Below are 23,845 nucleotides of genomic sequence, written 5' to 3'. Positions count from 1 at the left end.
AGGCTATGCTTTAGTAATTTCCACATCGGTTTGAGGAACACAACTGCAAGCAAGTATGTAACCTTGGTTTGCATCTTGTTCTGTTAAACCGCTAAGCTCATTTATATTTTTGACTTGGCCACGACTGAGTTTGACTTTACATCTACCGCAAATACCCGCTCTACAAGAGAAAGGTAAGTTCAAGCCGGCGGCTTCCCCTTGTTCTAGAATGGTGGTTTGATTGTCACCCTGGTGATTCACATTCCAGCTAGAAAAAGCGATTTCCACTGATTTTTTTGCGCTCTGTTCAGCGGTCTCTGTTTGAATTGGTGATTTCCCCGCTTTTCTTGCTGACTTGGAGCCTAGGTCAAAATGAATAGTGCGAGCTTGTCGTTCAGTTACAACCACTTCGTCGTTTAGGCTTATAGTTCCGGTATTAAGGGCAATGAGATTTTGACCAAAAAGCACATCGCCTTTTTTATCTTTACGATATTTTTGTAGTGTTGTCAGAGGTTCTTTTTGTTGGTGTTTTTCTGCTGATTTAGGATCGATTGTGGTGAATATGCAGCGTGAACAGGACTTCATAACTTCAAATTCGACATCGCCAATACGCACTTTTTTCCAACTATCCTCCTCAAAAGCGGTGCAATTATCGACGACTAAATTCGGGCGAAATTGGCTCATTGTTACCGGCGACGCCAAACGTGAATTTAGGTCCTGCAAACTTTGTTGAGAAATAACCAAAAAAGGATACCCATCAGCAAAGGATACCTCGCTGCTACTGTTTATTACCTGACGGCTAGATTGTTCGCCGAAGAACACCAGGTTACAGGGTTTGCCGAGGTAACGGCTAAACCACTGGTCATAATCCCTGTGGCAATATTGACCATTGATGTTATCTTGCCAAACCTTAACCATCTGATAGTTTTCAGAAAAATCTGCATATTTTATGGTTAACTCGGGCATACCTGGCGCATTTAAACGCAAACCTGTTGCAGTAACTTGAGTTTCGACAAGACACAAGGTGCTGTCGGTTCTGGCGGTAATAAAAGTGCCGTTGGTTTGGGTTAATACAAATCGGCGATCAAACTCCAAGCCCATTTGCTCTACTTTGCTTGTGGCTAAGGAAATACCTGCACAGGATTTGATGGGATAGATATTGATTTGACTTAAGCTTAGTTTAGACACAATGTTTTTCTTATTCGGTAAAATGTTGACGCACTGCTATTGATATAACAGTGCCTAAATGATGGCCTTTAAGCCATGTTATTGGGATGCACTGTTTAGATAATCCATGGCTAAAGATGACATCACTTTCACACCGGTTTTTAATGCCTTTTCATTGACGTAAAAATCAGGACTGTGATTGGTTTTCATATCCTCTTCTGGCACACCATCGGCTCCTATACCCAACATAAAATACAATCCTGGAATTTTATCTTGGAAATAGGAAAAGTCTTCTCCGGCCATAATAACCGCGTTATGGCGTACATGCTCTTCACCAACCACTTTTTTGATGGTGGGTAGCATCTGTGCTGTTAATGCCTCATCGTTGTAGGTAACTAAGGTCGCTGAAATCACCTTAAATTCCGCCTTGGCTCCGGTTAATGAGGCGGCTGTTTCAACGGTTGATTTTAAGCGTTTGAGTAACTCTTTCCTGACTTCCTTATCGAAGGTGCGGATCGTGCCGCTCATGGAGACTTTCTCAGAAATAATATTGTGTCTCAAACCGCCCTCGATGGTGCCCACAGTAATCACAGAGGGGGCAGCGGTAATATCTAACTGTCTGCTGGGTATGGTTTGAATTGCCGTTACAATTTGGCTTGCAGCTACAATAGGATCAACCCCTAACCAAGGTGATGAACCATGGGTTTGTTTACCCGTTACCTCAACAAAAAAGGTATCTACCGCGGCCATCGCACCTTTGGGACGATACAGAATATCACCGGATTTATACGGCCAAACATGTAAACCAAATATGGCTTCAGGAGCGTACTCGCCAGCTAACACACCTTCCTCAATCATCATGGCTGCACCGCCGCCTTCTTCAGGTGGCGCACCTTCTTCAGCTGGTTGAAATATAAACTTAATGGTGCCAGGGATTTGTTCTTGCATGCTGGCTAATACCTTCGCGGTACCCAGCAGAATGGCCATATGGGCATCGTGCCCACAGGCATGCATTACGCCGACTTCCTTGCCGTTGTATTGGGAGCGCTGGGTTGAGGCGAAACTTAAACCGGTTTGTTCGGTTACAGGTAGAGCGTCCATATCGGCTCTAAGCGCAACCACTTTACCGGGTTTACCACCCTTAAGAATGCCAACCACTCCTGTATAAGCAATGCCCGTTTCTACTTCCATTCCCAAATCGGTTAAGTACGCAGCTACGGTTTTAGCCGTTTCGAATTCGCGATTAGATAGTTCAGGATGCTCATGAAAACGACGTCTTAGCTTAATGACTTCAGATTCAATCTCGTCACTTTTTTGGGCTATTAAGGCTTCTAACTCAGCACTGAATGCTTGGCTAGAAAGCACTAAACCGAACATAAAAATTATAAAATATTTTGAAAGTTTCACCCTGTTGATCCTTTAAATCTAAACTTGGTTTAAGCAGTCTACTAAATTTAACTTTTATAATCTTGGTGTTATCTAGGATTTAATGAATATGATTATTAGGCCATGGAATGAGCTAGGTTTTTTATCAAGAGGAACTTGACTGGAAACGTTAACAAAATGTTATTCGCTGAAATTGTTATAGCTTCAACCGATTTTATTATACGGGTTCTGACCCACAAGCTTATATGATTTCGGCTATTCCAATATCAATCAATCGACCACGGAAGTAAGTCATGACAACGATGAAACGACTTGTAAGTAGCCTAACAATCAGCCTTTGCCTTTTATCTAGCGCTCAGTTATCTGCCCATGAATTGGGACTGCAATTATTCAGTTTACGTCATCAATTTGCTGACGACCCAGCCAAGACACTCGACCAAATTCAAGATTGGGGATTACTTGCTGTGGAAGGTAGTCGTGATTTGTATGGTTATTCCGTTGAAGAGTTTAAAGCACAATTGGATAAGCGGGGTATTGATGTAGTGAGCACAGATACCAGCTTTGAGGAAATTAGAGATAACCCTATGGCAGCGGTGTACAGAGCAAAATTTTATGGCGCAAAATATACCACTTTTTATTGGGTCCCCCACGGTGAAAACTTCCTGTTTGAAGATGCTGAGAAGACCGTTAAAGTAATGAATGAAGCTGGTGCTCTGCTCAAAAAGCACGGTGTGACCTTGCAATATCATGCTCATGGATATGAGTTTCTCCCCTATAAAGATGAAACTTTGTTTGATTACATTATTCAGAATGTGGATCAGGCAAAATTTCAAATGGATGTATTTTGGGCTAAACACGGTGGAATGAACCCCGCGGCATTACTCAAAAAATACCCAGGGAAATTCACATCATTGCACCTAAAAGATCGTAAAAAAGGCACTCCTAATTCGTCTAAAGGCTCAGCGGATGGCGATACCAATGTAGTGTTAGGCCAAGGTGATGTGGGCGTGGCAGCAGTGGTCGCTGAAGCCAAAAAGCAAGGTATTAAGTACTTCTTTTTAGAAGATGAGTCTTCTAGAGTGGTTCAGCAGATACCTAAAAGCATTGATTATCTTAAGTCTTTAGAAAAATTCTGATCAACAGTTAGCATCAATGAGTTTTGACTTGGCTAAGCGCTTGTTTAGTTAGCCTCTTGATTGACAATTGCTTTGGCAAATTCAGGATTTTTCAATTTATCAGTTTGTAATTGTTGGTTTTGCATTTGTTCACGCATTTTGGAAGGATGAAAACCAAAAAACTGTTTAAATTGTTTGGTGAAATAGCTGTGATCGCTAAAACCACATTTAAACGCAATTTCCGAAATAGGCGTATCGGTTTCCACCAATAATAATCGCGCATTTTCCAATCTAACTTCGTTGATAATGCGTGTGGGGGTCTTGGATAATTGCTTTTTGAAACGCCGTTCAAGTGCGCTGACCGATAAATGAGATAAGTCCGCCAGTTCGGTTAACGAAATCCCACGGTGGTAATTTTTACGAATAAAATCCAGTGGCACACGGATACTTTCAAAATTAGCTAGGGCTTGTGAGGACTTATGGAAATGCCGAGTAATGCCATAGGAACCGATAATCTCGTCATTTTTATCTCGCAATGGCCGTTTTGAAGTTGAAAACCAGCCTAACTCACCATCTTTAGATAGGTTCATTTCTAAGCGAGCGGTAATTAATTCGCCATCCAGCAGTTTCCGATCGTCAGTGATATATTGCAATGCTAAATGGGGCGCAAAAAGTTCTGTATCTGTCTTTCCATACACTTGGCTTCGACTGTGAAACCCCGAGTGTTCTAAATAGGCGTTATTGGCATAAACCACTCGGCTTTGACGATCTTTAATCCAAAACAAAATGTCAGGGGTGAGTTCAAACACTTCTACTAATTGTTTGATCTCTAGCTCCCCCATAGATTCAATCCAGAATTGTGACATATCTCCCTCCACTAGCTACTCAAGGCTAGTTTATCCGATTTTACCTAGATGCGCGCCGAAATTATTGCACTATTGACCGATTAAATCATATCTAGAGCAATAGTAAATTACCTATACTTGATAATGATTTGTTACAAAAATTGCTTAAGGTTAGGTCTTCATGGAAATCGATAGGTCGTCGAAAAAAGTTCGTATGGGTATGGTTGGCGGTGGTCAAGGTGCCTTTATCGGCGCTATTCATCGCGCAGCAGCTAACCTGGATGGTAAGATTGAACTGGTTTGTGGTGCATTTAGTTCTGACCCGAAAAATAGTCAAGAAAGCGGGCAACTGTTAAGTGTACCCGCAGCACGCTGCTATTCAGACTTTAACACTATGTTTACACAAGAGGCTAAGCTCCCAGCCTCCCAACGGATGCAGTTTGTTTCCATAGTTACGCCGAATCATTTACATTTTCCTGTGGCCGTAGCCGCACTGCGGGCCGGCTTCCATGTGATGTCCGATAAACCAGCAACCTTTACCTTAAACGAAGCCCTTGAGCTGAAAGAGATTATTGAAGGCTCTGGTTGTTTGTATGGCCTCACGCATACCTATACCGGTTACCCAATGGTCAAAGAAGCCACAGCGAGGGTGGCTAATGGCGAGTTGGGAGAGATCACTAAGATAGTTGTGGAGTACTCTCAAGGTTGGTTAGCCAACAAAGAAGATGAACAGGGTAAGCAAGCCAGTTGGCGTTTAGATCCTGAACGCGCTGGAGTGAGTTGTTGCATGGGAGACATAGGTGTCCATGCCGCTAACTTAGCCGAAACCATTAGCGGATTGGAAATTGTCCAGCTATGTGCGGATTTAGAGCCGGTAGTTGATGGCCGTGAATTAGATGATGATGGCACTGTGCTGTTGCGTTTTAACAACGGCGCTAAAGGGGTTTTATTATCCAGCCAAATTGCTGTTGGTGAAGAAAATAATCTAAACATTCGTATTTATGGTAAGAAAGCCAGCCTGCAATGGCAGCAAATGGAACCCAATACCCTTTGGCTGAGATTTAATGACAAACCTAGCCAAATGATTCGAGCTGGGGTGGGCGACTGTGCCGCGACAACAGCACAGAGTTTGCGCACACCTGCCGGGCACCCAGAAGGCTATATCGAAGCCTTTGCTAATTTATATGCACAATTTGCTCAACAAATTGGTGATTTTGAGCAGTCGAAAATAACTGATATTTCCCTTCAGGCACCTGGCATAAACGCCGCAATTCGCGGTATGGCATTCATTGAGAATACTGTAGCAGCCAGTAAGTCTGCGCAAAAGTGGCATCCATTTTTACTCTCCAATATTCAGCTTTAAGGAATTAAGTTATGAAGCAAATTAAAGGCCCAGGTATTTTTTTAGCTCAGTTCGCTGCTGACGAATCACCCTTTAACAGCTTAAATGATATTTGTCAGTGGGCTTCATCTCTAGGCTTTAAAGCAGTGCAAATCCCCACTTGGGATGAGCGTATTTTTGATTTGCAAAAAGCCGCTAGCAGCCAAACTTACTGTGCTGATATTGAAGCCACAGTGGCTAAATATGGCATGGTGATCAGTGAATTATCCACCCACTTACAGGGTCAATTAGTCGCCGTGCATCCGGCTTACGATGAAATGTTTGATGGTTTTGCCCCTGATGAGGTTAAAAACAACCCCAGTGCACGTCAACAATGGGCGGTGCAGCAAATGTTGTGGGCGGCCAAGGCGAGTGCGAATTTGGGATTGACCGCCCACGCGAGTTTTTCCGGCGCGTTGTTGTGGCACACAATGTACCCCTGGCCACAACGGCCTGCGGGATTAGTGGAGCGTGGGTTTGAAGAATTAGCCAGCCGTTGGTTACCCATTTTGGATGCCTTTGATGAGGCGGGCGTGGACCTATGTTACGAATTACATCCAGGTGAAGATCTTCATGACGGAGCTTCCTTCGAGCTGTTTTTGGCCGCTGTTAATCATCATCCTAGAGCGAATATTTTATATGATCCGAGCCACTTTATTTTGCAGCAGCTCGACTATTTAGCCTTTATCGATTTGTATCACCATCGGATTAAAGCCTTTCATGTGAAAGATGCCGAGTTTAGACCTTCGGGTCGCGCAGGTGTGTATGGCGGTTATCAAAGCTGGTTGGATAGGCCCGGGCGTTTTCGTTCTTTGGGTGATGGGCAAATTGATTTTAAGGGGATATTCAGCAAATTAACTCAATACGGCTTTGATGGCTGGGCCGTAATGGAGTGGGAATGTTGTATTAAGCATCCTGAAGATGGTGCAGCTGAAGGCGCAAAATTTATCGCCGAACATCTGATACGCCCCACAGACAAAGCTTTTGATGACTTTGCTGGTGGTGGAGCAGATGACGACTTAAATCGCCGAATTTTAGGGCTTTAACAGACAATTTGAATAATGGTTGACGACGCGTTTGTGGTTTGACTCTGGGAGTAATAATAAAAATGAATAGTGTAACTCTGCGCCTAAGTTTGATGATGTTTTTGCAGTTTTTCATCTGGGGAGGCTGGTTCGTCACATTAGGGACGTTTTTGGCAAATAACCTTGCGGCCTCTGGTGGTCAAATCGGTATGGCATTTTCAACCCAATCATGGGGAGCCATAATCGCGCCATTTATCATTGGTCTGATTGCCGACCGTTATTTTAATGCGGAGCGGATCCTAGGTGTGCTGCATTTAATCGGCGCGGTGTTGATGTACTGCCTTTATCAAGCCACCGATTTTAGTGTTTTTTATCCATTTGTTTTAGGTTACATGATTGTTTATATGCCGACCTTAGCCTTGGTTAATTCTGTGGCGTTTTCGCAAATGCGCGAGCCCTCAAAACAGTTCGGAAAAATTAGAGTGTGGGGCACCATTGGCTGGATTGTAGCGGGTTTATCCATAAGTTATTTGTTCGCATGGGATGGAAAAGATGCGATAGCTCAAGGCATGTTAGCCAACACCTTTTTATTGAGTGCTGTAGCGTCATTAATGCTGGGACTGTTTAGTTTCATGTTGCCTAAAACACCTCCAAAAAGTGCCGGCGAACGAATGGGATTACATGAAATATTAGGATTGGATGCCCTCGCCTTATTGAAAGATAAGAACTTTTTAGTGTTTTTCATATCTTCTATATTAATTTGTATTCCTTTGGCTTTTTATTATCAAAACGCCAACCCGTTTTTAACGGAAACCGGTGTTGCCAATGCAACGGGAAAAATGACCCTAGGACAGGTTTCAGAAGTGGTGTTTATGCTGATACTGCCAGTATTTTTAAATCGTTTCGGGATTAAAATTACCTTATTGATTGGGATGTTGGCGTGGGTGTTACGTTATGTGCTATTCGCTTATGGGGATGCGGATAGCGGTATTGTCTTGCTCATAGTGGGAATTGCGCTACACGGAGTGTGTTATGACTTTTTCTTTGTATCCGGACAAATTTACACTGACTCCAAAGCTGGGGCTAAAGTGAAAAATGCCGCACAAGGTTTAATTACCTTGGCAACCTATGGAATAGGTATGTTGGCTGGATTTTGGATTGCCGGCAAAATCACCGACTCCCATGCTACCGAATTCGGCCACGCTTGGTTCAATATTTGGTTATTCCCAGCAGTATTTGCCTTCGCTGTGTTTGTACTCTTTATGTTGGCATTTAAAAACGAAAAAATTGCAATCAATAATCAAGCTGGAGCCTATGATGAAAGCAACTAATCTAAGCCAACCACAAAGACGAAAATTTATGCAGCACCTAGTTCGCGCCATGGGTGTGACCTCGGCTACTGCTCTGGTATACGGCTCTAATCTAAACGTGGCAATGGCATATCAAGTTCGTAGCGACAAACTCGATGGGGCGGGGCAGCTTTTCGATAAACCCACTATGCAGACATTAAAGCACATTGTTGACACTATTTTGCCGCGAACAGACACCCCTAGCGGAGCAGAATTAGATTGTCACGGTTTTGTCGACCATCAATTATTTCGTTGTCACTCTGAAAATGAGCAGCAAATTTGTTTGCAGATTATTAGCGAGATTGAAAAGCATGCAATGGCAAACTTCAAACAATCTTTTAGTCAGCTAGATGACAAACAACAGCTTGAATTACTTAAGTCCATTGAGGCTATGAAGGGTTTTACGCAATCCCAACGAAATCAGTTTAAGTTTCTTAAGTCATTGATTGTGTTTGGCTACTTCACTTCTGAACAAGGTGCGCGGGAGATCCTTAGGTACGATCCTGTACCCGGTGGATTCAGTGTTATTCCTCTGGAAGAAGGGGATAAATCCTGGGGTAGTCTTGCTTACTATTAAGCCAAATTGGCACTGACATAACCTTTGGTTTAATTAAAAAATTGCTAGGAAATAACGTGGATAAAGATATTTATATTAAACAACAGAATAAAAAGTTTGATGTGTTGGTTGTGGGGTCTGGGATTACTGGGGGTTGGGCCGCAAAAGAATTTTGTGAGCGTGGATTCAATACCTTGATGATCGAACGTGGCCGAGTAGTTGAACATCGCAAAGATTATATTACCGAAGGCAAGCCTGTTTGGGATTATGATAATCGTAGCAAAGTAGACAACCTATTAATTGAACAGCAATACAAAATTCAAAAAGATTGTTATGCCTTTCACGATGGTACTAAACAATTTTTTGGTAACGACCGGGATTTACCTTATGAAACAACGGATGGGACTGACTTTCGATGGATCCGCGCCAACCAGCTAGGTGGTAAATCTTTGTTATGGCATCGGCAAAGTTATCGTATGTGCGAAGATGACTTTTTAGCCAACAAGCGTGATGGCGTGGGAAATGATTGGCCTATACGCTATCAAGATATTGCCGACTGGTATTCTTATGTGGAAACGTTTGCAGGGATAAGTGGTAGTAAAGAGAATTTGCCGAATCTACCCGATGGCGAGTTTTTACCTCCCTTTGCTATGACTGGACCGGAAAAAGCGTTAAAAGTGGCAATCGAAAAAGCTTTTCCTGGTCGAAATTTGATCATGGGGCGTACCGCTCATCTAACTGAACCCTCAACGTTGCATATATCCCAAGGAAGAGTGCAGTGTCAGAGTCGTAATGAATGTCAAAAAGGTTGCTCGTTTGGGGCTTACTTTTCCACCCAAAGTTCGACGTTGCCAGCGGCTGCCAAAACCAACAATTTAAGTATTGCCGCTAATAGCGTGGTGCATAGTGTGATTTATGACGAAAAACGCAATCGCGCCATAGGGGTCAGAGTCATTGATAATGATGATCTCTCTACCCGTGAGTATTTCGCCGACGTTGTGTTCTTGTGTGCAAGCACCATTGGAACTACTCAGATTATGCTCAACTCTACCTCTAAAAAATTCCCTAACGGAATTGCCAACTCGTCTGGGGTATTAGGTCACTATTTGATGGACCACAATTATAATGCTCGAGCCACGGGAGATATTGAAGGTTTTGAAGACGAATACTATAAGGGGCGTCGGCCTTCGTCGTGTTACATGCCAAACTTTCAGACGAGGCCTGAACTCTATCGTAAAGGTTACCTACGAGGGTTTGCCTATGGCATTAGTACGTTTCGTTCTGATTGGCGGGGAAAAAGCCAACAAGATGGCATTGGTAGTGACTTTAAACAACAGCTAAGTTCACCAGGGAAATGGGGAGTGGATTTCTCTGCCCAAGGGGAAATGTTGCCGCATTTTGACAATCAAATGTCGTTACATCCAACTAAAACGGATAAGTGGGGCATACCCTTGATTAACTTCAATGTGGAATATCGTGAAAACGAAAAAACCATGATGGACGATGCTGCAGAAATGGGCGCGGAAATGTTACGAGCTGGTGGATGTACAAACGTTAAAAGTGGTACTAGTTATGACCTACCACATCGCGCTCCTGGTATTGCAATTCATGAAGTGGGAACGGCGCGAATGGGACAGGATCCAAAAACATCCGTGTTAAATCAATATTGCCAAAGTCATGATATTCCTAATCTATTTGTTACCGATGGTTCGGGTTACTGTTCCTCTGGGGTGGTGAATCCATCTCTCACATTTATGGCGCTTACTGCCAGAGCTGTGGACTATTGTGCCAAGGAGATTAAAGCTCAGCGACTGTAGTTTTAGATACTAAAAGCCAATTAGGCTTGCTTGATCCCCTCATGTCCCTCAAAATAGGGGGTCTAGCATCTAATAAATTGACAGGGGATAAAATGGCGAATTGCTGCAGTGAAAAATCCTGTGAAATAGAGGCGCTCAGGGACAAACAAGGTAAAACCTTAAAGATCGTTTTGGCGATTAATGCAATCATGTTTATTGTGGAGTTAACCGCCGGCCTGATGGCAAATTCAATATCATTAATTGCAGACTCCCTAGATATGCTAGGGGATGCAATGGTGTATATTTTTAGTATTTATGTGATTGCCCGTGGGGCGAAAATGAAAGCCATTTCTGCCATGTTCAAAGGCTCGATTATGGCGGTATTTGGGTTGTTTGTATTAGGCCAGGCAATATACAGTCTGATGGTGCCTCACGCTCCCACTTATGAAACAATCAGCTTGTTTGGTTTTATTGCGTTATTGGCCAATGGGGTTTGTTTGGCATTGCTTTGGAAGCACCGCTCTGAAGACATTAATATGAGTTCAGTTTGGTTATGTTCACGTAATGATATTATCGCCAATATTTCGGTAATTTTTGCTGGTGTAGGCGTTTGGTTAACTAGCTCTGGTTGGCCAGATATCGCCATTGGTTTTGCCTTAGCCTGCTTATTTTTGCAATCTGCCGCCCAAGTTTTAAAAGAATCATTTAGCGAATACCGCACCGCCAAATCCTAGTTGCAACCTGTACCTCGCGGGGCTAAAGCACCCGCCTACAAGGAAACCCCAAGATTATGGGGATATACCACCAAACCTGTAGCATGGCCTTCCGGCCATGACAGCCAAACCCCATATTCTCACGGGGCTAAAGCGCCCGCCTACAGGTGAACCCTTATGGTTACGTGCAAATATCACCAAACCTGTAGCATGGCCTTCAGGCCATGGAACCCAAACCACATAACCTTACGGGGCTAAAGCGCCCGCCTACAGGTGAAATCCAAAGGTTACGAGAAAATATCACCAAACCTGTAGCATGGCCTTCAGGCCATGGAACCCAAACCAAATAACCTCACGGGGCTAAAGCGCCCGCCTACAAGTGAACCCCTATGGTTACGGACAAATATCACCAAACCTGTAGCACGGCCTTCAGGCCATGGAACCCAAACCACATAACCTCGCGGGGCTAAAGCCCCGCCTACAGGTGGACCCCTATGGTTACGAGAAAATATCACCGAACCTGTAGCACGGGCTTCAGCCCGTGGCAGCGATCCAAAACACTGCCGATGAATAACGCAATAAAAACGATAAATAAAGGTGATTGCGCAACTAAAAGCATTTAGAATCGCCTCCCTTAAAAATAAATATCGATTTTCATTATCAAGGATAATTCAAGTGAATCTGAAGTACGGATTTTGTTGCATAGCGGCACTGTTTTTCCTATCAATGTCCTCATTGACGGTTTTAGCCCAACAAAATGTGGAAACTCTGCAGGTAACTGGTACCCGAATCGCTGACAATTACTCAGGCAGTATTTCCAGTTTATCAAGGGAACAAATTGATAAAATCAATCCTGCATCGACCCTAGATCTCCTTAACCGCATACCTAACATTGTGATTGCTGAAAATGGTGTGGCTGGTGGGGTTTCATTTGTTTCCGTAAGGGGCGGCGAATCTAATTTCACTTTAGTTTTGATTGATGGTGTCGCCGTGAATGATTCCACTAATAGTCGTGGCGGCGGTTTCGACTTTAGTCAGATTAACCCACAAAGCATCGAACGAATTGAAGTTTATCGTGGTGGAATTAGCGCAATCTATGGTGGCGAAGCCATCAGTGGTGTGATTCATATCATTACCCGAGAAGACGCTGCGCCAGCAATTCATTTGGAAGTAGGCAGCGATAAACAGCTTAACGCGGGTTTAAACGTTTCTCATCAATACGATAATGGTGTGTCTGTGTTAGCGAGTCTATCGAGTAGACAACGCGAAGCTTCGGATTTTGCCTCTGCGGAGAGTCAACAAGGGCTGTTCAAAATTGCATTTGCTAACGCTAAGCAAAACCACCGATTGTTAGTGACCTATAGTGACAATGATAATGTGAGCTTTGCTGAAGACTCCGGTGGCGAGCAATATGCTATGCCTCAGTTAGCTGAACAGCGCAATAGCGAACAGTGGTTGCTGGGATTGAATAATACTCTTCAGTTAAACCAGTCTAATGGGATTAATCTTAACTTGTCTTGGTTGAATCGTCAGGAGTCATCAGATCATCCAGGTATTGCGGAAGGTGCTCAATCAGGTGTGCCAGCGAGTAATATTGACTCTGAATTTACGCGTTCTGAAGTTGAGTTATTTTTGAATCATCAATTTAATCAAGCAACTACTATTGTGATAGGAGTTAGCGCTCGCGACTCAGAAGGTCGCAACACGGGGTATTTAGATTATGGATTCCAATTGCCTGTTGATTTTGTTCTGGAACAGGACTCGCAAAGCGCGTTTATGGAAGCTAAATATGCACAAGATTATTTCGCCATAGATTTAGGTTTACGTTACGACGATGCCGACAACTTCGATAGTGAAACCTCAATTCGATTTGCGGGGCACCATGACCTATCCGAAACTGTAAATTTGTTCGCCGTATATAACGAAGGTTATAAATTACCTAGCTTTTTTGCTTTGGCACATCCGTTAGTGGGTAATCCTGGTTTACAACCCGAACGCAGTATTAATAAGGAATTAGGTTTACAGTGGGATGTTGAAATAGGACAAGTTACCTTTGTACTATTTGAAAATGACTTTTCAGATTTAGTCGATTTCGACGCTGAACTTTTTACCTCAGTAAATCGAAGTCGTGTTGAAACATCTGGGGTTGAATTGAGCACTAACCTTGAATTAACGCCTTGGTTGCAGCTTTCAGTGGACGTAAGTTATGTGGATATTAGTGTCGACGGACAGAAGAGTGAGTTGCGTAGACGTCCTCAGTGGTTCGGCGGAGCAAGTTTAGATGCTCAATGGGAAAATCTGACGATTTCTATTTTTACCGATGTAAGAGATGAGTATTTAGATAGCTCAATTCCCACTGGGTTAGTTGAACTGGGTGGGTATGCAAAATACGGTGTTGCAGCTAATTGGCAATTGTCTGAAAATTTGCAGACCAATTTAAACATTGATAATGCCCTTGCCCACAATATCCAAGATTCAGTTGGATTTGAAAACAACGACACCAATTTCCGAGTTGGCATGACCTATCAATTTTAACCTGAGTGGTTACGTAGCATGGCCTTTAGGCCATGGAACCCAAACCACATTACCTCGCGGGGCTAAAGCACCCGCCTACAAGGCACCCCAAGGTTATGGAGATATACCACCGAACCTGTAGCATGGCCTTTATGCCATGGAATCCAAACCACATAACCTCACGGGGCTAAAGCCCCCGCCTACAAGGAAACCGTAAGGTTATGGGGATATACCACCGAACCTGTAGTATGGCCTTTAGGCCATGGAATCCAAACCACATAACCTCACGGGGCTAAAGCACCCGCCTACAAGGCAACCCCAAGATTATGGGGATATACCACCGAACCTGTAGCATGGCCTTTAGGCCATGGAACCCAAGCCACGTAACCTTACGAGGCTAAAGCACCCGCCTACAGGGGAAGACCAAGGGTTATGGGAATATACCACCGAACCTGTAGCATGGCCTTCAGGCCATGGGAGCTAAGAAGTGGAATCACCGATTACCATACCTCTGACAGAAAGGGAGTTTGTGATAAATTTAACTACGGCTACCAATTCTTCGATATTGTTATTTTCAATGACATTCAAATAAATACCAGCATAAAAATCACAGGGAATATCTAATTTTACTAACCCTGGATAGTTTTCAGTATCGGGTAACAATGCCGTCCCCGTTTCACTGCTATTTAACTGCCCTAATCCTATTTGGTAAGAACTTGTTTTTAATCGCGCGTTGCGGCATTGGGGAAATTGTTGATAAACCTTATCTGTGACTTTATGACTCCACTCAATATGAACATACTCCTCTATGTCTTGGCCTTTCGATTTTGCATAAAAAGCTAGTGGAATTTCAACAATCTGGCTGGTTTTAACGTTATCCAGTTTAAGGGGTTCGGTGGTAAAAGCCATGTCGATAGTGCGTTCATGAAGTTGCCTAGACAATAACTCGGTGTTTCCTAAATCCGTGCGAAGTGAAATCTGCGGAAATTGATGAGCCACCTCATTGAATATTTCATCAAGACTCAAATAAAATGCGTTAGGAGTGGTTGCTACACCTAAAAAGCGGGTGCTTTTGTGATTTAATGCTTGTTTAGCTTCAAGTAGCTTAGCTGATAATTGTTTCGCGTAGGGGATGAGTTGTTCACCCGCTGGAGTCAGCTGAATACTATTTCGATTACGAATAAATAGGGTAGTATTAAAGTACTCTTCAAGTAGCTTAATTCTGGCACTGACAGCAGATTGTGTGAGGTACAAATTATCAGCTGCTTTACCGAAATGGCGGGTGTTAGCAACTTCCAAAAAAGTACTAAGAAAACGGATATCCACAACAAATTCACGAACTTGGTTAGGTTACCCGTTTAATACGTTAATTATGCAGATTAAGCAAGTTTTTGAAACTGGCCTAATGGTATTGATATTGTCTATCTCGCTCTCTACTTAACTTCTTACTGTCTCGTTTGCGCTTGGTAATATCATTACTATGCTTGTTTTTGTGCTGCGTGTCGGAATCACTATACATCCAATCAGAATTCTCAAAGTCTTCCTTTTCACGTCTGTAATCTTTGCTCATTTTAGCTCACCAGTTAACCAATCATTACTCAATACAAGGCGGAATAGTATGTGCACTATTTCACACCAGCTTGAGTGGCAATATCATTGCAACTTCTCTAAAGCCTGTGAAACAAAAAAAATTTGTCTTTAAGATAAATATATTTTTTGCGAAATTGGTATTAGTTTTGTCGATGGGATATTTAAGGTCGGTTTCAGCCCGTAGAACCCAAACCACCTAATCTCACGGGGCTAAAGCACCCGCTTACAAGGAAACCGCAAGATTATGGGGATATACCACCGAACCTGTAGCACGGGCTTCAGCCCGTGGAACCCAAACCATCTAACCTCACGGGGCTAAAGCTCCCGCCTACAAGGAGATCGCAAGATTATGGGGATATATCACCGAACCTGTAGCACGGGCTTCAGCCCGTGGAACCCAAACCATATAACCTCACGGGGATAAAGCCCCCGCCCACAGAGGAGCGGAGGAGGATTGTTTATTGTAAGGAATGTAAGCCAAACATATTGCCTTCGCTATCTAACGCTAGAATGATGAAACCGTAATCACCAATTGACATCTTTTCTTGCTGCACTTGTCCGCCGGCATCTGTCACTCTTGCGCCTTCTATTGCGCAATCATCGCAGGAAAAATAGACCAGTGTGCTATTCCCGCCTGCGCTGAATCCGGCCATTTTAACTAGCGCGCCTGCTGCGCCATATTTTTCCATATCAGAGGGAAAAGCTAACATAGTTAAATTGTCATCATTGAGGTCGCCTATGGCTTCCAATTCAGTTTTAAAAACCTCTTCATAAAAGGCTTTTGCACGGTCCATATCATCAACATAGATTTCGAACCAACCTACTGGATTTGACATGACTTTCTCCCTTTAAAATAGTTAACTAAACCTCGAAACAGTATAGATTAGATTTTCATAACTGTTTAAATTCAGAGGGTGAACCTACGAAATAACCCATTAATGCGTCGTACCATCCAACGAGGATAGTGGGTGGCATATTGCACTAACATCTTATTGGCCAATTTATCTAAAAACACCACCTCACCTTTCATCATTGCTTTATAAGCTTCGCTTGTAAGGGTATCTGGTTGAGCTTTGAGAAATTTGGGGATGTATTTTTCAACCCCGTGGGCGTCATTCAACATCTTTGTTTCGGTAATGCCTGGACACACGCAGGTAACAGTAACCCCTGTGCCCTTTAGCTCTTCAGAAATTCCTTCGCTGAATGACAGTACAAATGCTTTGCTTGCACCATAGGCGCTAAAGTTTGGGGTGGGCATGAAACTAGCGATGGAGCCTAAATTGACTATTCGTCCTTCCCCTCGCACTATCATTGGCGTAACAAAGACTCTTGTCATATTGACTAAACTTTGGATATTCAACTGAATTAAATTGTTGAGTGTTTCTGTATCGGTTTGCTGAATAGGATCAATTTGCATCATACCCGCGTTGTTGACCAAAATGTCCACTTCAATTTGATCTGCTAATAATTGGTCATATAGTTTTTGTGGACTTTCTTTAAGGCTTAAGTCCCATGGATAAACGTGGCAAGTCACGGCGTATTTTGCATTCAAATAAATCGATAATTCATTTAGTTTTTGCTGGTTTCGAGCCACTAAAACTAATTCGTGACCGTGCTTAGCGAAGGTTTCAGCAAAGCTTCTACCAATTCCCTCGGATGCACCTGTTATCAAAACTGTATTTAATTTGGTCATGGTGTTGCCTATTTTGCCAGCGAATGTTGCTTTTTAATACTATTCCATTGAATTGGAAATCCGCATTTATTAAAGCCTGAACAATTTTTAATGGTAACACTAGGGTAAACTTTCTGTTTGTTTTTTGCACTATTAATCGGTTTGGCTGATACTCAATAGTAACGCTTCTAAGTGACAACGGAATTGGAACATGCAGGCTGAATATGAAACAGTGGAAACCAAAGGTGGCTCTCAAGAACCAAGCCAGGAAAAAGTAGACGGCCTAGAAAGTGATTCAGAGGAAACCTCACATAAATCGACTTTTCCTAAAGTTCGATTTCTTGCTTCTATTGCCGTTATGCTGGTGGGCATAGTATTATGTGTGGGTATTTCTATATTAAGCCCGTTAAACCCCACTCCACTTATCACTCCATTTAATATTTTCAGCGCACAGAGTTGGTATTACCCAATAGAGCGAAACGCGGCATTACGTTTGAACATAGTTGATACTCCTGCTGAATTGAGCGCTTATCAGGTGAATGAAAGGCAACTCAGTTTACAATTTGACGATGGAAGTCTGTTGTATTTGCCTTATAAAAATACCCAGCCAGCCAAAGGAGATAGTCAACAGTCTAAGTTACCTAACCTGGCCCAAAACTTTACCTTGCCAATCAGTTATGAGGGGGCCTCGGAGCAATTATTATCTGAGGTTATTGCACTGTTATCTGAGGTCGTCCAAGCCGATATTGAAATTCAAACAATCAATATATTCGGTTATATTTCGCCGAATCAGCCATTAACTAATGATGATCTAGACAGGTTAAGGCAATCCCCTCGAAGTGCCAAAGCAGAGCCACCTAAACAACAAAAAATAGCTTACAACGCAGATTACGCCCAGCAACAGTCGATTGAATTAGCGCAAACTGTCGGTGAGTTTATTACGTCCTATTTTGGGATTTCATCATCCTTAATTGAAGTGACAGGTTATGGTTTTCAACGCCACTATACAGACGATTGGCAAGAGGGCTCTGGACCCAATAGTGGGGTCTTTGTGACTATTACACCAGCGACACCTGAACTACAGTGGACGCCATTACCCTCCTCCAAAGATGAACCTGTAACCATTTCAAGTGTACAAAATGAAGATGAAACTTGGGTTATTTATAATTCAGATATTATTGTATTTAATGATGAAAATGGTCAGCAATTCACAGAAGTCATTTTGCCTAGTGCTTTATTCCGCACTTTTGCCATCGATCCTCAGATGCAAAGCAACACCAATTGGATGACAGAAATAAAAGCTAGGGAACATCAGGTTTTTCCTTCTCCGCTGGCATTATTGGTATTGGCCATGAGTATTTTTATGGCGTTGAGGATGCTAGTGGCTAATCATGGTGAAAAAGATGTAGAAATCATCAAATCCCAGCAACTCATTGATAGTTTTGTCTCCGATTCTCCAGCTAATGATCTAACCCAAGACAAACTAGGGTTTATCGAAATCTCCTCCGCATTATCTCGCTTTTTACGTAATGCGGGCACTAAAGCACCGTTAACCTTAGCAATTACTGGCGTGTGGGGAAGTGGCAAGTCGTCGTTAATGTATTTTTTAAAACAAAACTTAGAGAGTTTTCGTCTTCACCCCGTTTGGGTTAATGCTTGGCACCACCAAAATGAAGAACAATTTTTAGCGGGCTTATTAAGTGCAATACAAACTAATGCCATTCCTCCTTTTTGGACTGCTGCTGGTCTTTTATATCGTTGGAATTTGCTTAAAATGCGCTGGACGGAAGCGCCGATGTTTTTCTTTTCTGTGACCGTGATATTTTTGTGTTCGTTAGGCTACATAGTTACCTCTGGTGAAGCCTCTTTTAAACCTTTGTCGAACCTTTCCGCTGAGGCGATCCCCTATTTAGGCGCGGTGTTTGGGGCTTTTTCAATACTTAGGGGGGGAATGGACCGTATTTCTGGTTTAGTGAATACAAACGTTTTAAAAACATTATTACGTAGCCCAGGCAGCAACTTAGATCTTAGAGCAAATGTGGGCTTGCGGGAAAAATTTGCCAAAGAGTTTAATCTACTCTGTAACGCTCTGGGTGATAGTACTTTGACGATCTTTATTGATGATTTAGATCGATGCAAAGAGCAGCGCATCATGGATGTGATGGAAACCATCAATTATCTAGTTTCAAGTGGTGATTGTTACATCATTGTGGGTATGGAGCGTGCGCCCATTGAAAATGCTATTTGTAGTTATTATCAAGGCACCCATGAAGAATTAGATCAAGATGCCCTGAAAACGATGGCGAAACGCTATCTTGAGAAAATCATCAATATTGAAATTCCAGTTCCCATTGCCAACAGTGGACAGTTTGATGGCTTAGTGAAAGGCCAAAAACAAGAATCCTCTTCATCCATTTTACCGTGGTTGAAACCGCTTTTGTTATTAATGATATTTATTCTGAGTTTAGTCTTGGGAAGTTACCTGGCAAGTGTGCTGAATTCTGAAATGAGTGGCAGCCCCCAAAGTGAGAGTCCAGTGCTTAAGGATGCTTATGAAAATGTATCAACAGGCACTGAAACCCAAGATAGCAATACGCCAGCTTCAGGCACAACGGAGCAGGATAGGCAAGGAGTGCAAGATAGACAACAAATCCAACCCAAGGCCAGCAAAATATTGGATTATGCGGTGTTTGAGTCTAATCAATACTATATTCAGGCTTTGATGCCGGTAGTTATATTAGCATTTATTGCATTGCTAATCCGCGTTGAGCGTTTCCGCCAGCGAAAACGCATCGTCGAGAATGATTCAGATGAGTTTCTTAAAACCGTATCTATCTGGGCCAAAGCTCTTGGCCTATCCCATCGAACCCCGAGAAACATTAAACGTTATGTGAATCGAGCTCGATACTTAGCAATGCGCAACTATGAGTCGGGTGCAGGTATTCAAGAGGATAATTTAGTTACTTTGGCGGCAATATTAGAATTTGCTGGAGATAACCAAGAACAAGAGAGCAACTTACTCAAGGTCGATATTCCTAAAATAGGAGATGAAACATTTAACTCAGAGATAGAATCCTTGCAAAATCAATCAGAGAATATTGATCCCCAAAAACGACAGACATTTTTACATTGGGTCCGTGGGGTCAATGTAAATTAAGCTATGTATTTATACTGAAAAGGCTCATTTACAACCATATAAATGAGCCCTAGAAATACTGTGGGTTAGAAATTTATAGTTCTTTCAGGCGCTCAAGGGCTGCTGCAGAAAGAGGGCTTCCCGAGAGTTTTGCAGCATAAATAGCCGCTCCTAATACGGGTGAAAACGAGGGTTTTTTAATGCGATAATTACTGGAAAATTCCTGCAGTGCATTGGTAAAGGGGGTAATAATAAAATCGCTAGCGCTGAATGCACCGCCAGAAAAGCTTACTTTAACCTCTTCGTGCTCAGAAAACTGTAAGGCCCTGCGTGTGCCCTCAACTATTTCTGCTAACTCTTTACCCGCATCTGCAAAAACCTGTTTCGCCAGCAAGTCACCTTCTAACGCTGCTTCATATACTAGAGTGGAAATTTGCGCGATTTTCCCCCTAGAGCCTTGCCATTTTGTTAGCACCAGCGCTGACATATCCAGATCATTGCTAATTTCAAAGGTCTCTTTTAGCTTGAAATAAAGAGGGCCTCGAATATCCCGTCCATCACTCATGCGGGAAAACAGCATTAGGCCTTTTCGACCAATCCAATAGGCAGAACCTTCGTCACTGAAGAGTTCTCCCCATCCTCCACATCTAGCACTTTTACCTTGGCGCATGCCATAAGCAATGGAACCTGTGCCAGCGATCATGTTAATCCCATCTTGGCCAGCGAAGGCTGCTGCCCAAGCATTGACCATGTCATTATCACACTGGTAGTTTTGTTGTGGCAGTATGTCACAGGGAAGAGTGGCTAATATTGGGTCTATTTCGCTATCTTCGCCAAAAGCAGGTAATCCCAGGAAACCATATTTTAGTTCATCAACTGTCTTACCAGCCTTAGACAGAGTTGCAGATATGCCTTCACTTATGACGGTTTTGGCTCTGTTGATACCTACTTCAACATGGTAACAGGTGGGTTCTTGATGACTGGCAAGCAGTTCACCTTGAGCACTGATTAATACAAATGCAGTCTTTGTTCCGCCACCATCTACACCTAAAAACATGGTTATCTCCTGAGAAACAATTAACTTGATTATAAAGCGTGAATGTTCACGCCTTGTACTACTCGGTTTACTGTGCCTGAAGCGCTAGGGTTATCAGGCTTATTTCCCACACTGAGGGCGTTGAAAAAGCCAAACACTTGGGCGCAAGCAATGAAAGGCAACAGTAAAAAACGATCTGGTAGTCGTGCCATGTTATCAAACACAATTTCATTTTCCTGAGGGATCATTGGAATTGAATCTGCACGCAAGGTAAGAACATGTCCGGCTTCGTTATCCCCTTGTAGTTCATTGACTAAATCAAGATCATATTGTCGGGTAAGTGGATTGTTAGAGACAAACACAATAACCAGGGTATTTGCATCTATCATAGCCTTAGGTCCGTGGCGAAATCCTAACGGTGAGTCAAAACACGCCATAGTCTGACCATCGGTTAATTCTAACAGCTTTAATGCACTTTCTTGGGCTAATCCCTTAAATGTGCCGCTGCCTAAATATACTACGCGATTGAATTTTCTATCCGCCAATTTCGATAAGGGTAATATCTGATTGTTCAAAAGTTTTGTGGTGGCCGCAACAGCCTCGTTAAGCCCTTCTTCAAAATTGTGGGTCGGACAGAACAAATAAAGGGCACTGAGTAACATTGAGCTGAAACTCGAAGTCATGGCAAAACTGCGATCGTTGGTTTGTTCAGGCAAGAACAACGCAAGTTTATTGTCGCCTTCACAACACTTCGCTAGCTCCCCTTCACTATTGCAGGTTATTGCCAATTGATAACATTCGTCTACAAGTTGGTCGGCATATTCCAATGCTGCAACGCTTTCTGGACTGTTTCCAGAGCGTGCGAAAGAAACCACAAGCGTAGGTACCTTAGCCTGAAAATATTCTGATGGATTAGAAACTAAATCAGTCGTTGGAATGGCTTCCACTCGTTTGCCCAATTCATGCATCGCAATGGGAGCCACACACTGGCCAACAAAGGCTGAGGTTCCAGCACCAGTAAAGATAATGCGAATATTCGACTTGGCTAAAATAGGCGTTAAGAATGCTTCAATTTGTTGTTGCTGTGCTTGCAACAACTTTAAGGTGCCTTGCCAACACTCGGGTTGCTGGGTGATTTCTTTGGCTGTCCAATAGCCGTCTAGTTGTGCTAATTTTTCTTCGGAAAAGTTTAGGTATTTCATTGTTTGCTGTATTCCTTGATCAATTGGCTGGCTGTGAGTAACAGGCGGCTGAATATTGTTTTAGTACTAAAGATATTTTGTGAAAGATGAACCCTTTAATGGAATGCTCTATTTCACCGGCAACCAGTGCCTTATGTTGTTCAGGCATATATTGGCTGATAAGTGTGAGTGGCGGCGGGTTCTGTTCAAGGTTTTCAATTAACCGTGAAAGTGCGTTGTCCACATTTTTATCGGGCCAGTAATATCGAATTCGGTCGCTCAAACTGTATTTGCAATCCAGTTCTTGTTGTCGACTGTCTTGGGAGTAGTATTTTTTCCAGTAGCTATCATTTTCAGCCATGGCCTTTAATAAGGTGCTTTTTAGGTTGCTAAATTTGCTGGAATCTACCCACTCACGTTCAATACATTCTAGTGCAAAACAGGCTTCTCGAAATGCGAATGTCAGCCAAGGTCCTACTTTCAATATGCCAAAATGTGCCGATACTAAATCCGTTAAATGTTGTTGGGTTTGATAGTCTGTAGAGTGAGCTTCGAATACCATATTAGTGTGATGACGGATCATTTCACTTAAATCTTGGGCTTTTTCTGGCACAAAGGCATCTATTTTATGTAACCCAAACTCCACCCCAGGTTGCACCACTAAGCCTATGATTCTGGGCCAGACATAAGAAAGCCCTGCTTCTTCAAAGGTTTTTTGATGAATGGCGATTGTTGTATTCGCATCTTCGACTGAGGTTAATTCTAACTCTTCGGAGTCATCTTGCGTTCCTCCAGGTACGGGTACCTCAGTTCCAATTACGTAAACCGGTGCTTCACCACCTGTTTCTTTCCATGCTTTTTCAGCGACTAAACAGAGTCTTGCTGCTCTTTTAGCAACCTCATCATCCCCTAAAGGAATGGGGTCATCACTGCAAGACATTGAGCAGTCTAAGTGAATCTTGCCAAAGCCGGCACGAACATATTGATCGATAAGTACTTCAGATTTCTGCATTGCCTCTTCGGCGTTAAGATGTTGCCAGCAATTAGGGCCTAAATGATCACCGCCAAGTATAATTCTATCTTCTTGAAGGCCGACACGAGTCGCCATTGAAAGCACCATATTACGAAAGTCCACAGGCGTCATGCCAGTGTAACCACCATCTTGGTTAACTTGGTTTGACGTTGCTTCAAGTAATAAAGTTTCATTATGTAACATAACGTGCTGCATTGCAGCTTCTATAACTAATGCGTTAGAGGTGCAAACCGAGTAAACTCCGGCTTTAAGCCCGTTCTTCTGTAGATTTACCATATCCAATAATACTTTCATTTCACCTCCATAATCCTTGGGTATAGCTTACAATTGGCAAAATTATGGTTGAAAGAGGCTGTTATGTAAATAGAAAA

19 protein-coding genes are annotated in these 23,845 nt (G+C 42.8%); 9 read left to right on the top strand and 10 right to left on the bottom strand.

Annotated elements, in window-relative coordinates; all coding sequences use genetic code 11:
• Positions 1-3 precede the first annotated feature (3 nt).
• Together ABJV04_RS05510 and ABJV04_RS05505 are read right to left on the bottom strand one after the other, a co-directional pair.
• A complete protein-coding gene (locus ABJV04_RS05510; protein WP_348490303.1) occupies positions 4-1,167 on the bottom strand; it encodes a YcbX family protein in 1,164 nt (387 codons plus the stop codon).
• A gap of 78 nt (positions 1,168-1,245) precedes the next feature.
• Entirely contained in the window at positions 1,246-2,553 is a 1,308-nt protein-coding gene (locus ABJV04_RS05505) for an amidohydrolase (RefSeq protein WP_348490302.1), read from the bottom strand.
• 272 nt (positions 2,554-2,825) lie between these two features.
• On the opposite strand from ABJV04_RS05505, the gene ABJV04_RS05500 reads away from it, so the two are divergent.
• Positions 2,826-3,668 (top strand): TIM barrel protein, encoded by an 843-nt coding sequence (locus ABJV04_RS05500; protein WP_348490301.1) that lies wholly within the window; start codon positions 2,826-2,828, stop codon positions 3,666-3,668.
• A 44-nt stretch (positions 3,669-3,712) separates the two neighbouring features.
• Here ABJV04_RS05500 and ABJV04_RS05495 read toward each other — a convergent pair whose 3' ends face one another.
• Positions 3,713-4,513 (bottom strand): AraC family transcriptional regulator, encoded by an 801-nt coding sequence (locus tag ABJV04_RS05495; RefSeq protein ID WP_348490300.1) that lies wholly within the window; start codon positions 4,511-4,513, stop codon positions 3,713-3,715.
• 160 nt (positions 4,514-4,673) lie between these two features.
• Here ABJV04_RS05495 and ABJV04_RS05490 point away from each other — a divergent pair, with 160 nt between their 5' ends.
• The 7 genes from ABJV04_RS05490 to ABJV04_RS05460 all read left to right on the top strand — a co-directional run bounded on the left by ABJV04_RS05490 (position 4,674) and on the right by ABJV04_RS05460 (position 13,847).
• On the top strand, positions 4,674-5,855 hold the full coding sequence (locus ABJV04_RS05490) for a Gfo/Idh/MocA family oxidoreductase (protein WP_348490299.1): 1,182 nt from the start codon (positions 4,674-4,676) through the stop codon (positions 5,853-5,855).
• A gap of 11 nt (positions 5,856-5,866) precedes the next feature.
• Positions 5,867-6,919 carry a sugar phosphate isomerase/epimerase gene (locus tag ABJV04_RS05485; protein ID WP_348490298.1) on the top strand — a complete coding sequence of 351 codons (1,053 nt, stop codon included), beginning with the start codon at positions 5,867-5,869 and terminating at the stop codon, positions 6,917-6,919.
• A 62-nt stretch (positions 6,920-6,981) separates the two neighbouring features.
• The gene (locus ABJV04_RS05480; protein WP_348490297.1) at positions 6,982-8,229 is read left to right on the top strand and encodes a nucleoside permease; all 1,248 of its coding nucleotides are present in this window, start codon (positions 6,982-6,984) and stop codon (positions 8,227-8,229) included.
• A complete protein-coding gene (locus ABJV04_RS05475; RefSeq protein WP_348490296.1) occupies positions 8,216-8,824 on the top strand; it encodes a gluconate 2-dehydrogenase subunit 3 family protein in 609 nt (202 codons plus the stop codon). Before ABJV04_RS05480 ends, ABJV04_RS05475 begins: the two co-directional genes overlap by 14 nt.
• Before the next feature lie 56 nt (positions 8,825-8,880).
• Positions 8,881-10,620: a GMC family oxidoreductase gene (locus tag ABJV04_RS05470; protein ID WP_348490295.1), complete on the top strand. Its 1,740-nt coding sequence runs from the start codon at positions 8,881-8,883 to the stop codon at positions 10,618-10,620.
• Positions 10,621-10,712: 92 nt separating this feature from the next.
• Positions 10,713-11,333: a cation transporter gene (locus tag ABJV04_RS05465; RefSeq protein WP_348490294.1), complete on the top strand. Its 621-nt coding sequence runs from the start codon at positions 10,713-10,715 to the stop codon at positions 11,331-11,333.
• A 654-nt stretch (positions 11,334-11,987) separates the two neighbouring features.
• Complete coding sequence (locus ABJV04_RS05460) at positions 11,988-13,847, top strand: TonB-dependent receptor (RefSeq protein WP_348490293.1); 1,860 nt, start codon at positions 11,988-11,990, stop codon at positions 13,845-13,847.
• A gap of 459 nt (positions 13,848-14,306) precedes the next feature.
• Here the strand turns inward: ABJV04_RS05460 and ABJV04_RS05455 are convergent, their stop codons facing one another.
• The 4 genes from ABJV04_RS05455 to ABJV04_RS05440 all read right to left on the bottom strand — a co-directional run bounded on the left by ABJV04_RS05455 (position 14,307) and on the right by ABJV04_RS05440 (position 17,109).
• A complete protein-coding gene (locus tag ABJV04_RS05455) occupies positions 14,307-15,152 on the bottom strand; it encodes a LysR family transcriptional regulator (RefSeq protein ID WP_348490292.1) in 846 nt (281 codons plus the stop codon).
• A 76-nt stretch (positions 15,153-15,228) separates the two neighbouring features.
• Entirely contained in the window at positions 15,229-15,396 is a 168-nt protein-coding gene (locus tag ABJV04_RS05450; RefSeq protein ID WP_348490291.1) for a hypothetical protein, read from the bottom strand.
• A gap of 478 nt (positions 15,397-15,874) precedes the next feature.
• The gene (locus ABJV04_RS05445) at positions 15,875-16,252 is read right to left on the bottom strand and encodes a VOC family protein (RefSeq protein WP_348490290.1); all 378 of its coding nucleotides are present in this window, start codon (positions 16,250-16,252) and stop codon (positions 15,875-15,877) included.
• Positions 16,253-16,323: 71 nt separating this feature from the next.
• A complete protein-coding gene (locus ABJV04_RS05440; protein WP_348490289.1) occupies positions 16,324-17,109 on the bottom strand; it encodes an SDR family oxidoreductase in 786 nt (261 codons plus the stop codon).
• Positions 17,110-17,299: 190 nt separating this feature from the next.
• Here ABJV04_RS05440 and ABJV04_RS05435 point away from each other — a divergent pair, with 190 nt between their 5' ends.
• Positions 17,300-20,245 carry a P-loop NTPase fold protein gene (locus ABJV04_RS05435; protein ID WP_348490288.1) on the top strand — a complete coding sequence of 982 codons (2,946 nt, stop codon included), beginning with the start codon at positions 17,300-17,302 and terminating at the stop codon, positions 20,243-20,245.
• Between the two features lie 73 nt (positions 20,246-20,318).
• On the opposite strand, the gene ABJV04_RS05430 is transcribed toward ABJV04_RS05435, so the two are convergent.
• From ABJV04_RS05430 to ABJV04_RS05420, 3 genes are read right to left on the bottom strand one after another with little or no spacing between them, the layout of a single operon-like run.
• Entirely contained in the window at positions 20,319-21,281 is a 963-nt protein-coding gene (locus ABJV04_RS05430; RefSeq protein WP_348490287.1) for a BadF/BadG/BcrA/BcrD ATPase family protein, read from the bottom strand.
• Between the two features lie 29 nt (positions 21,282-21,310).
• The gene (locus ABJV04_RS05425) at positions 21,311-22,462 is read right to left on the bottom strand and encodes an SIS domain-containing protein (protein ID WP_348490286.1); all 1,152 of its coding nucleotides are present in this window, start codon (positions 22,460-22,462) and stop codon (positions 21,311-21,313) included.
• Between the two features lie 19 nt (positions 22,463-22,481).
• Complete coding sequence (locus ABJV04_RS05420) at positions 22,482-23,768, bottom strand: D-tagatose-bisphosphate aldolase, class II, non-catalytic subunit (RefSeq protein WP_348490285.1); 1,287 nt, start codon at positions 23,766-23,768, stop codon at positions 22,482-22,484.
• Between the last annotated feature and the right edge of the window lie 77 nt (positions 23,769-23,845).

The organism is Aliiglaciecola sp., assembly GCF_039982535.1.
Taxonomy (GTDB): Bacteria; Pseudomonadota; Gammaproteobacteria; order Enterobacterales; family Alteromonadaceae; genus Aliiglaciecola.
Note: the sequence above shows the minus strand (reverse complement) of the source record. Positions and strands in the feature narration are given on the sequence as shown.

Bases quoted from the DNA above. Each gene is read 5' to 3' on its own strand.
- ABJV04_RS05475 (WP_348490296.1), top strand. From the start codon at position 8,216: ATGAAAGCAACTAATCTAAGCCAACCACAAAGACGAAAATTTATGCAG.
- ABJV04_RS05495 (WP_348490300.1), bottom strand. From the start codon at position 4,513: ATGTCACAATTCTGGATTGAATCTATGGGGGAGCTAGAGATCAAACAA.
- ABJV04_RS05485 (WP_348490298.1), top strand. From the start codon at position 5,867: ATGAAGCAAATTAAAGGCCCAGGTATTTTTTTAGCTCAGTTCGCTGCT.
- ABJV04_RS05480 (WP_348490297.1), top strand. From the start codon at position 6,982: ATGAATAGTGTAACTCTGCGCCTAAGTTTGATGATGTTTTTGCAGTTT.
- ABJV04_RS05420 (WP_348490285.1), bottom strand. From the start codon at position 23,768: ATGAAAGTATTATTGGATATGGTAAATCTACAGAAGAACGGGCTTAAA.
- ABJV04_RS05425 (WP_348490286.1), bottom strand. From the start codon at position 22,462: ATGAAATACCTAAACTTTTCCGAAGAAAAATTAGCACAACTAGACGGC.
- ABJV04_RS05450 (WP_348490291.1), bottom strand. From the start codon at position 15,396: ATGAGCAAAGATTACAGACGTGAAAAGGAAGACTTTGAGAATTCTGAT.
- ABJV04_RS05435 (WP_348490288.1), top strand. From the start codon at position 17,300: ATGCAGGCTGAATATGAAACAGTGGAAACCAAAGGTGGCTCTCAAGAA.
- ABJV04_RS05490 (WP_348490299.1), top strand. From the start codon at position 4,674: ATGGAAATCGATAGGTCGTCGAAAAAAGTTCGTATGGGTATGGTTGGC.
- ABJV04_RS05500 (WP_348490301.1), top strand. From the start codon at position 2,826: ATGACAACGATGAAACGACTTGTAAGTAGCCTAACAATCAGCCTTTGC.
- ABJV04_RS05430 (WP_348490287.1), bottom strand. From the start codon at position 21,281: ATGTTTTTAGGTGTAGATGGTGGCGGAACAAAGACTGCATTTGTATTA.
- ABJV04_RS05445 (WP_348490290.1), bottom strand. From the start codon at position 16,252: ATGTCAAATCCAGTAGGTTGGTTCGAAATCTATGTTGATGATATGGAC.
- ABJV04_RS05465 (WP_348490294.1), top strand. From the start codon at position 10,713: ATGGCGAATTGCTGCAGTGAAAAATCCTGTGAAATAGAGGCGCTCAGG.
- ABJV04_RS05440 (WP_348490289.1), bottom strand. From the start codon at position 17,109: ATGACCAAATTAAATACAGTTTTGATAACAGGTGCATCCGAGGGAATT.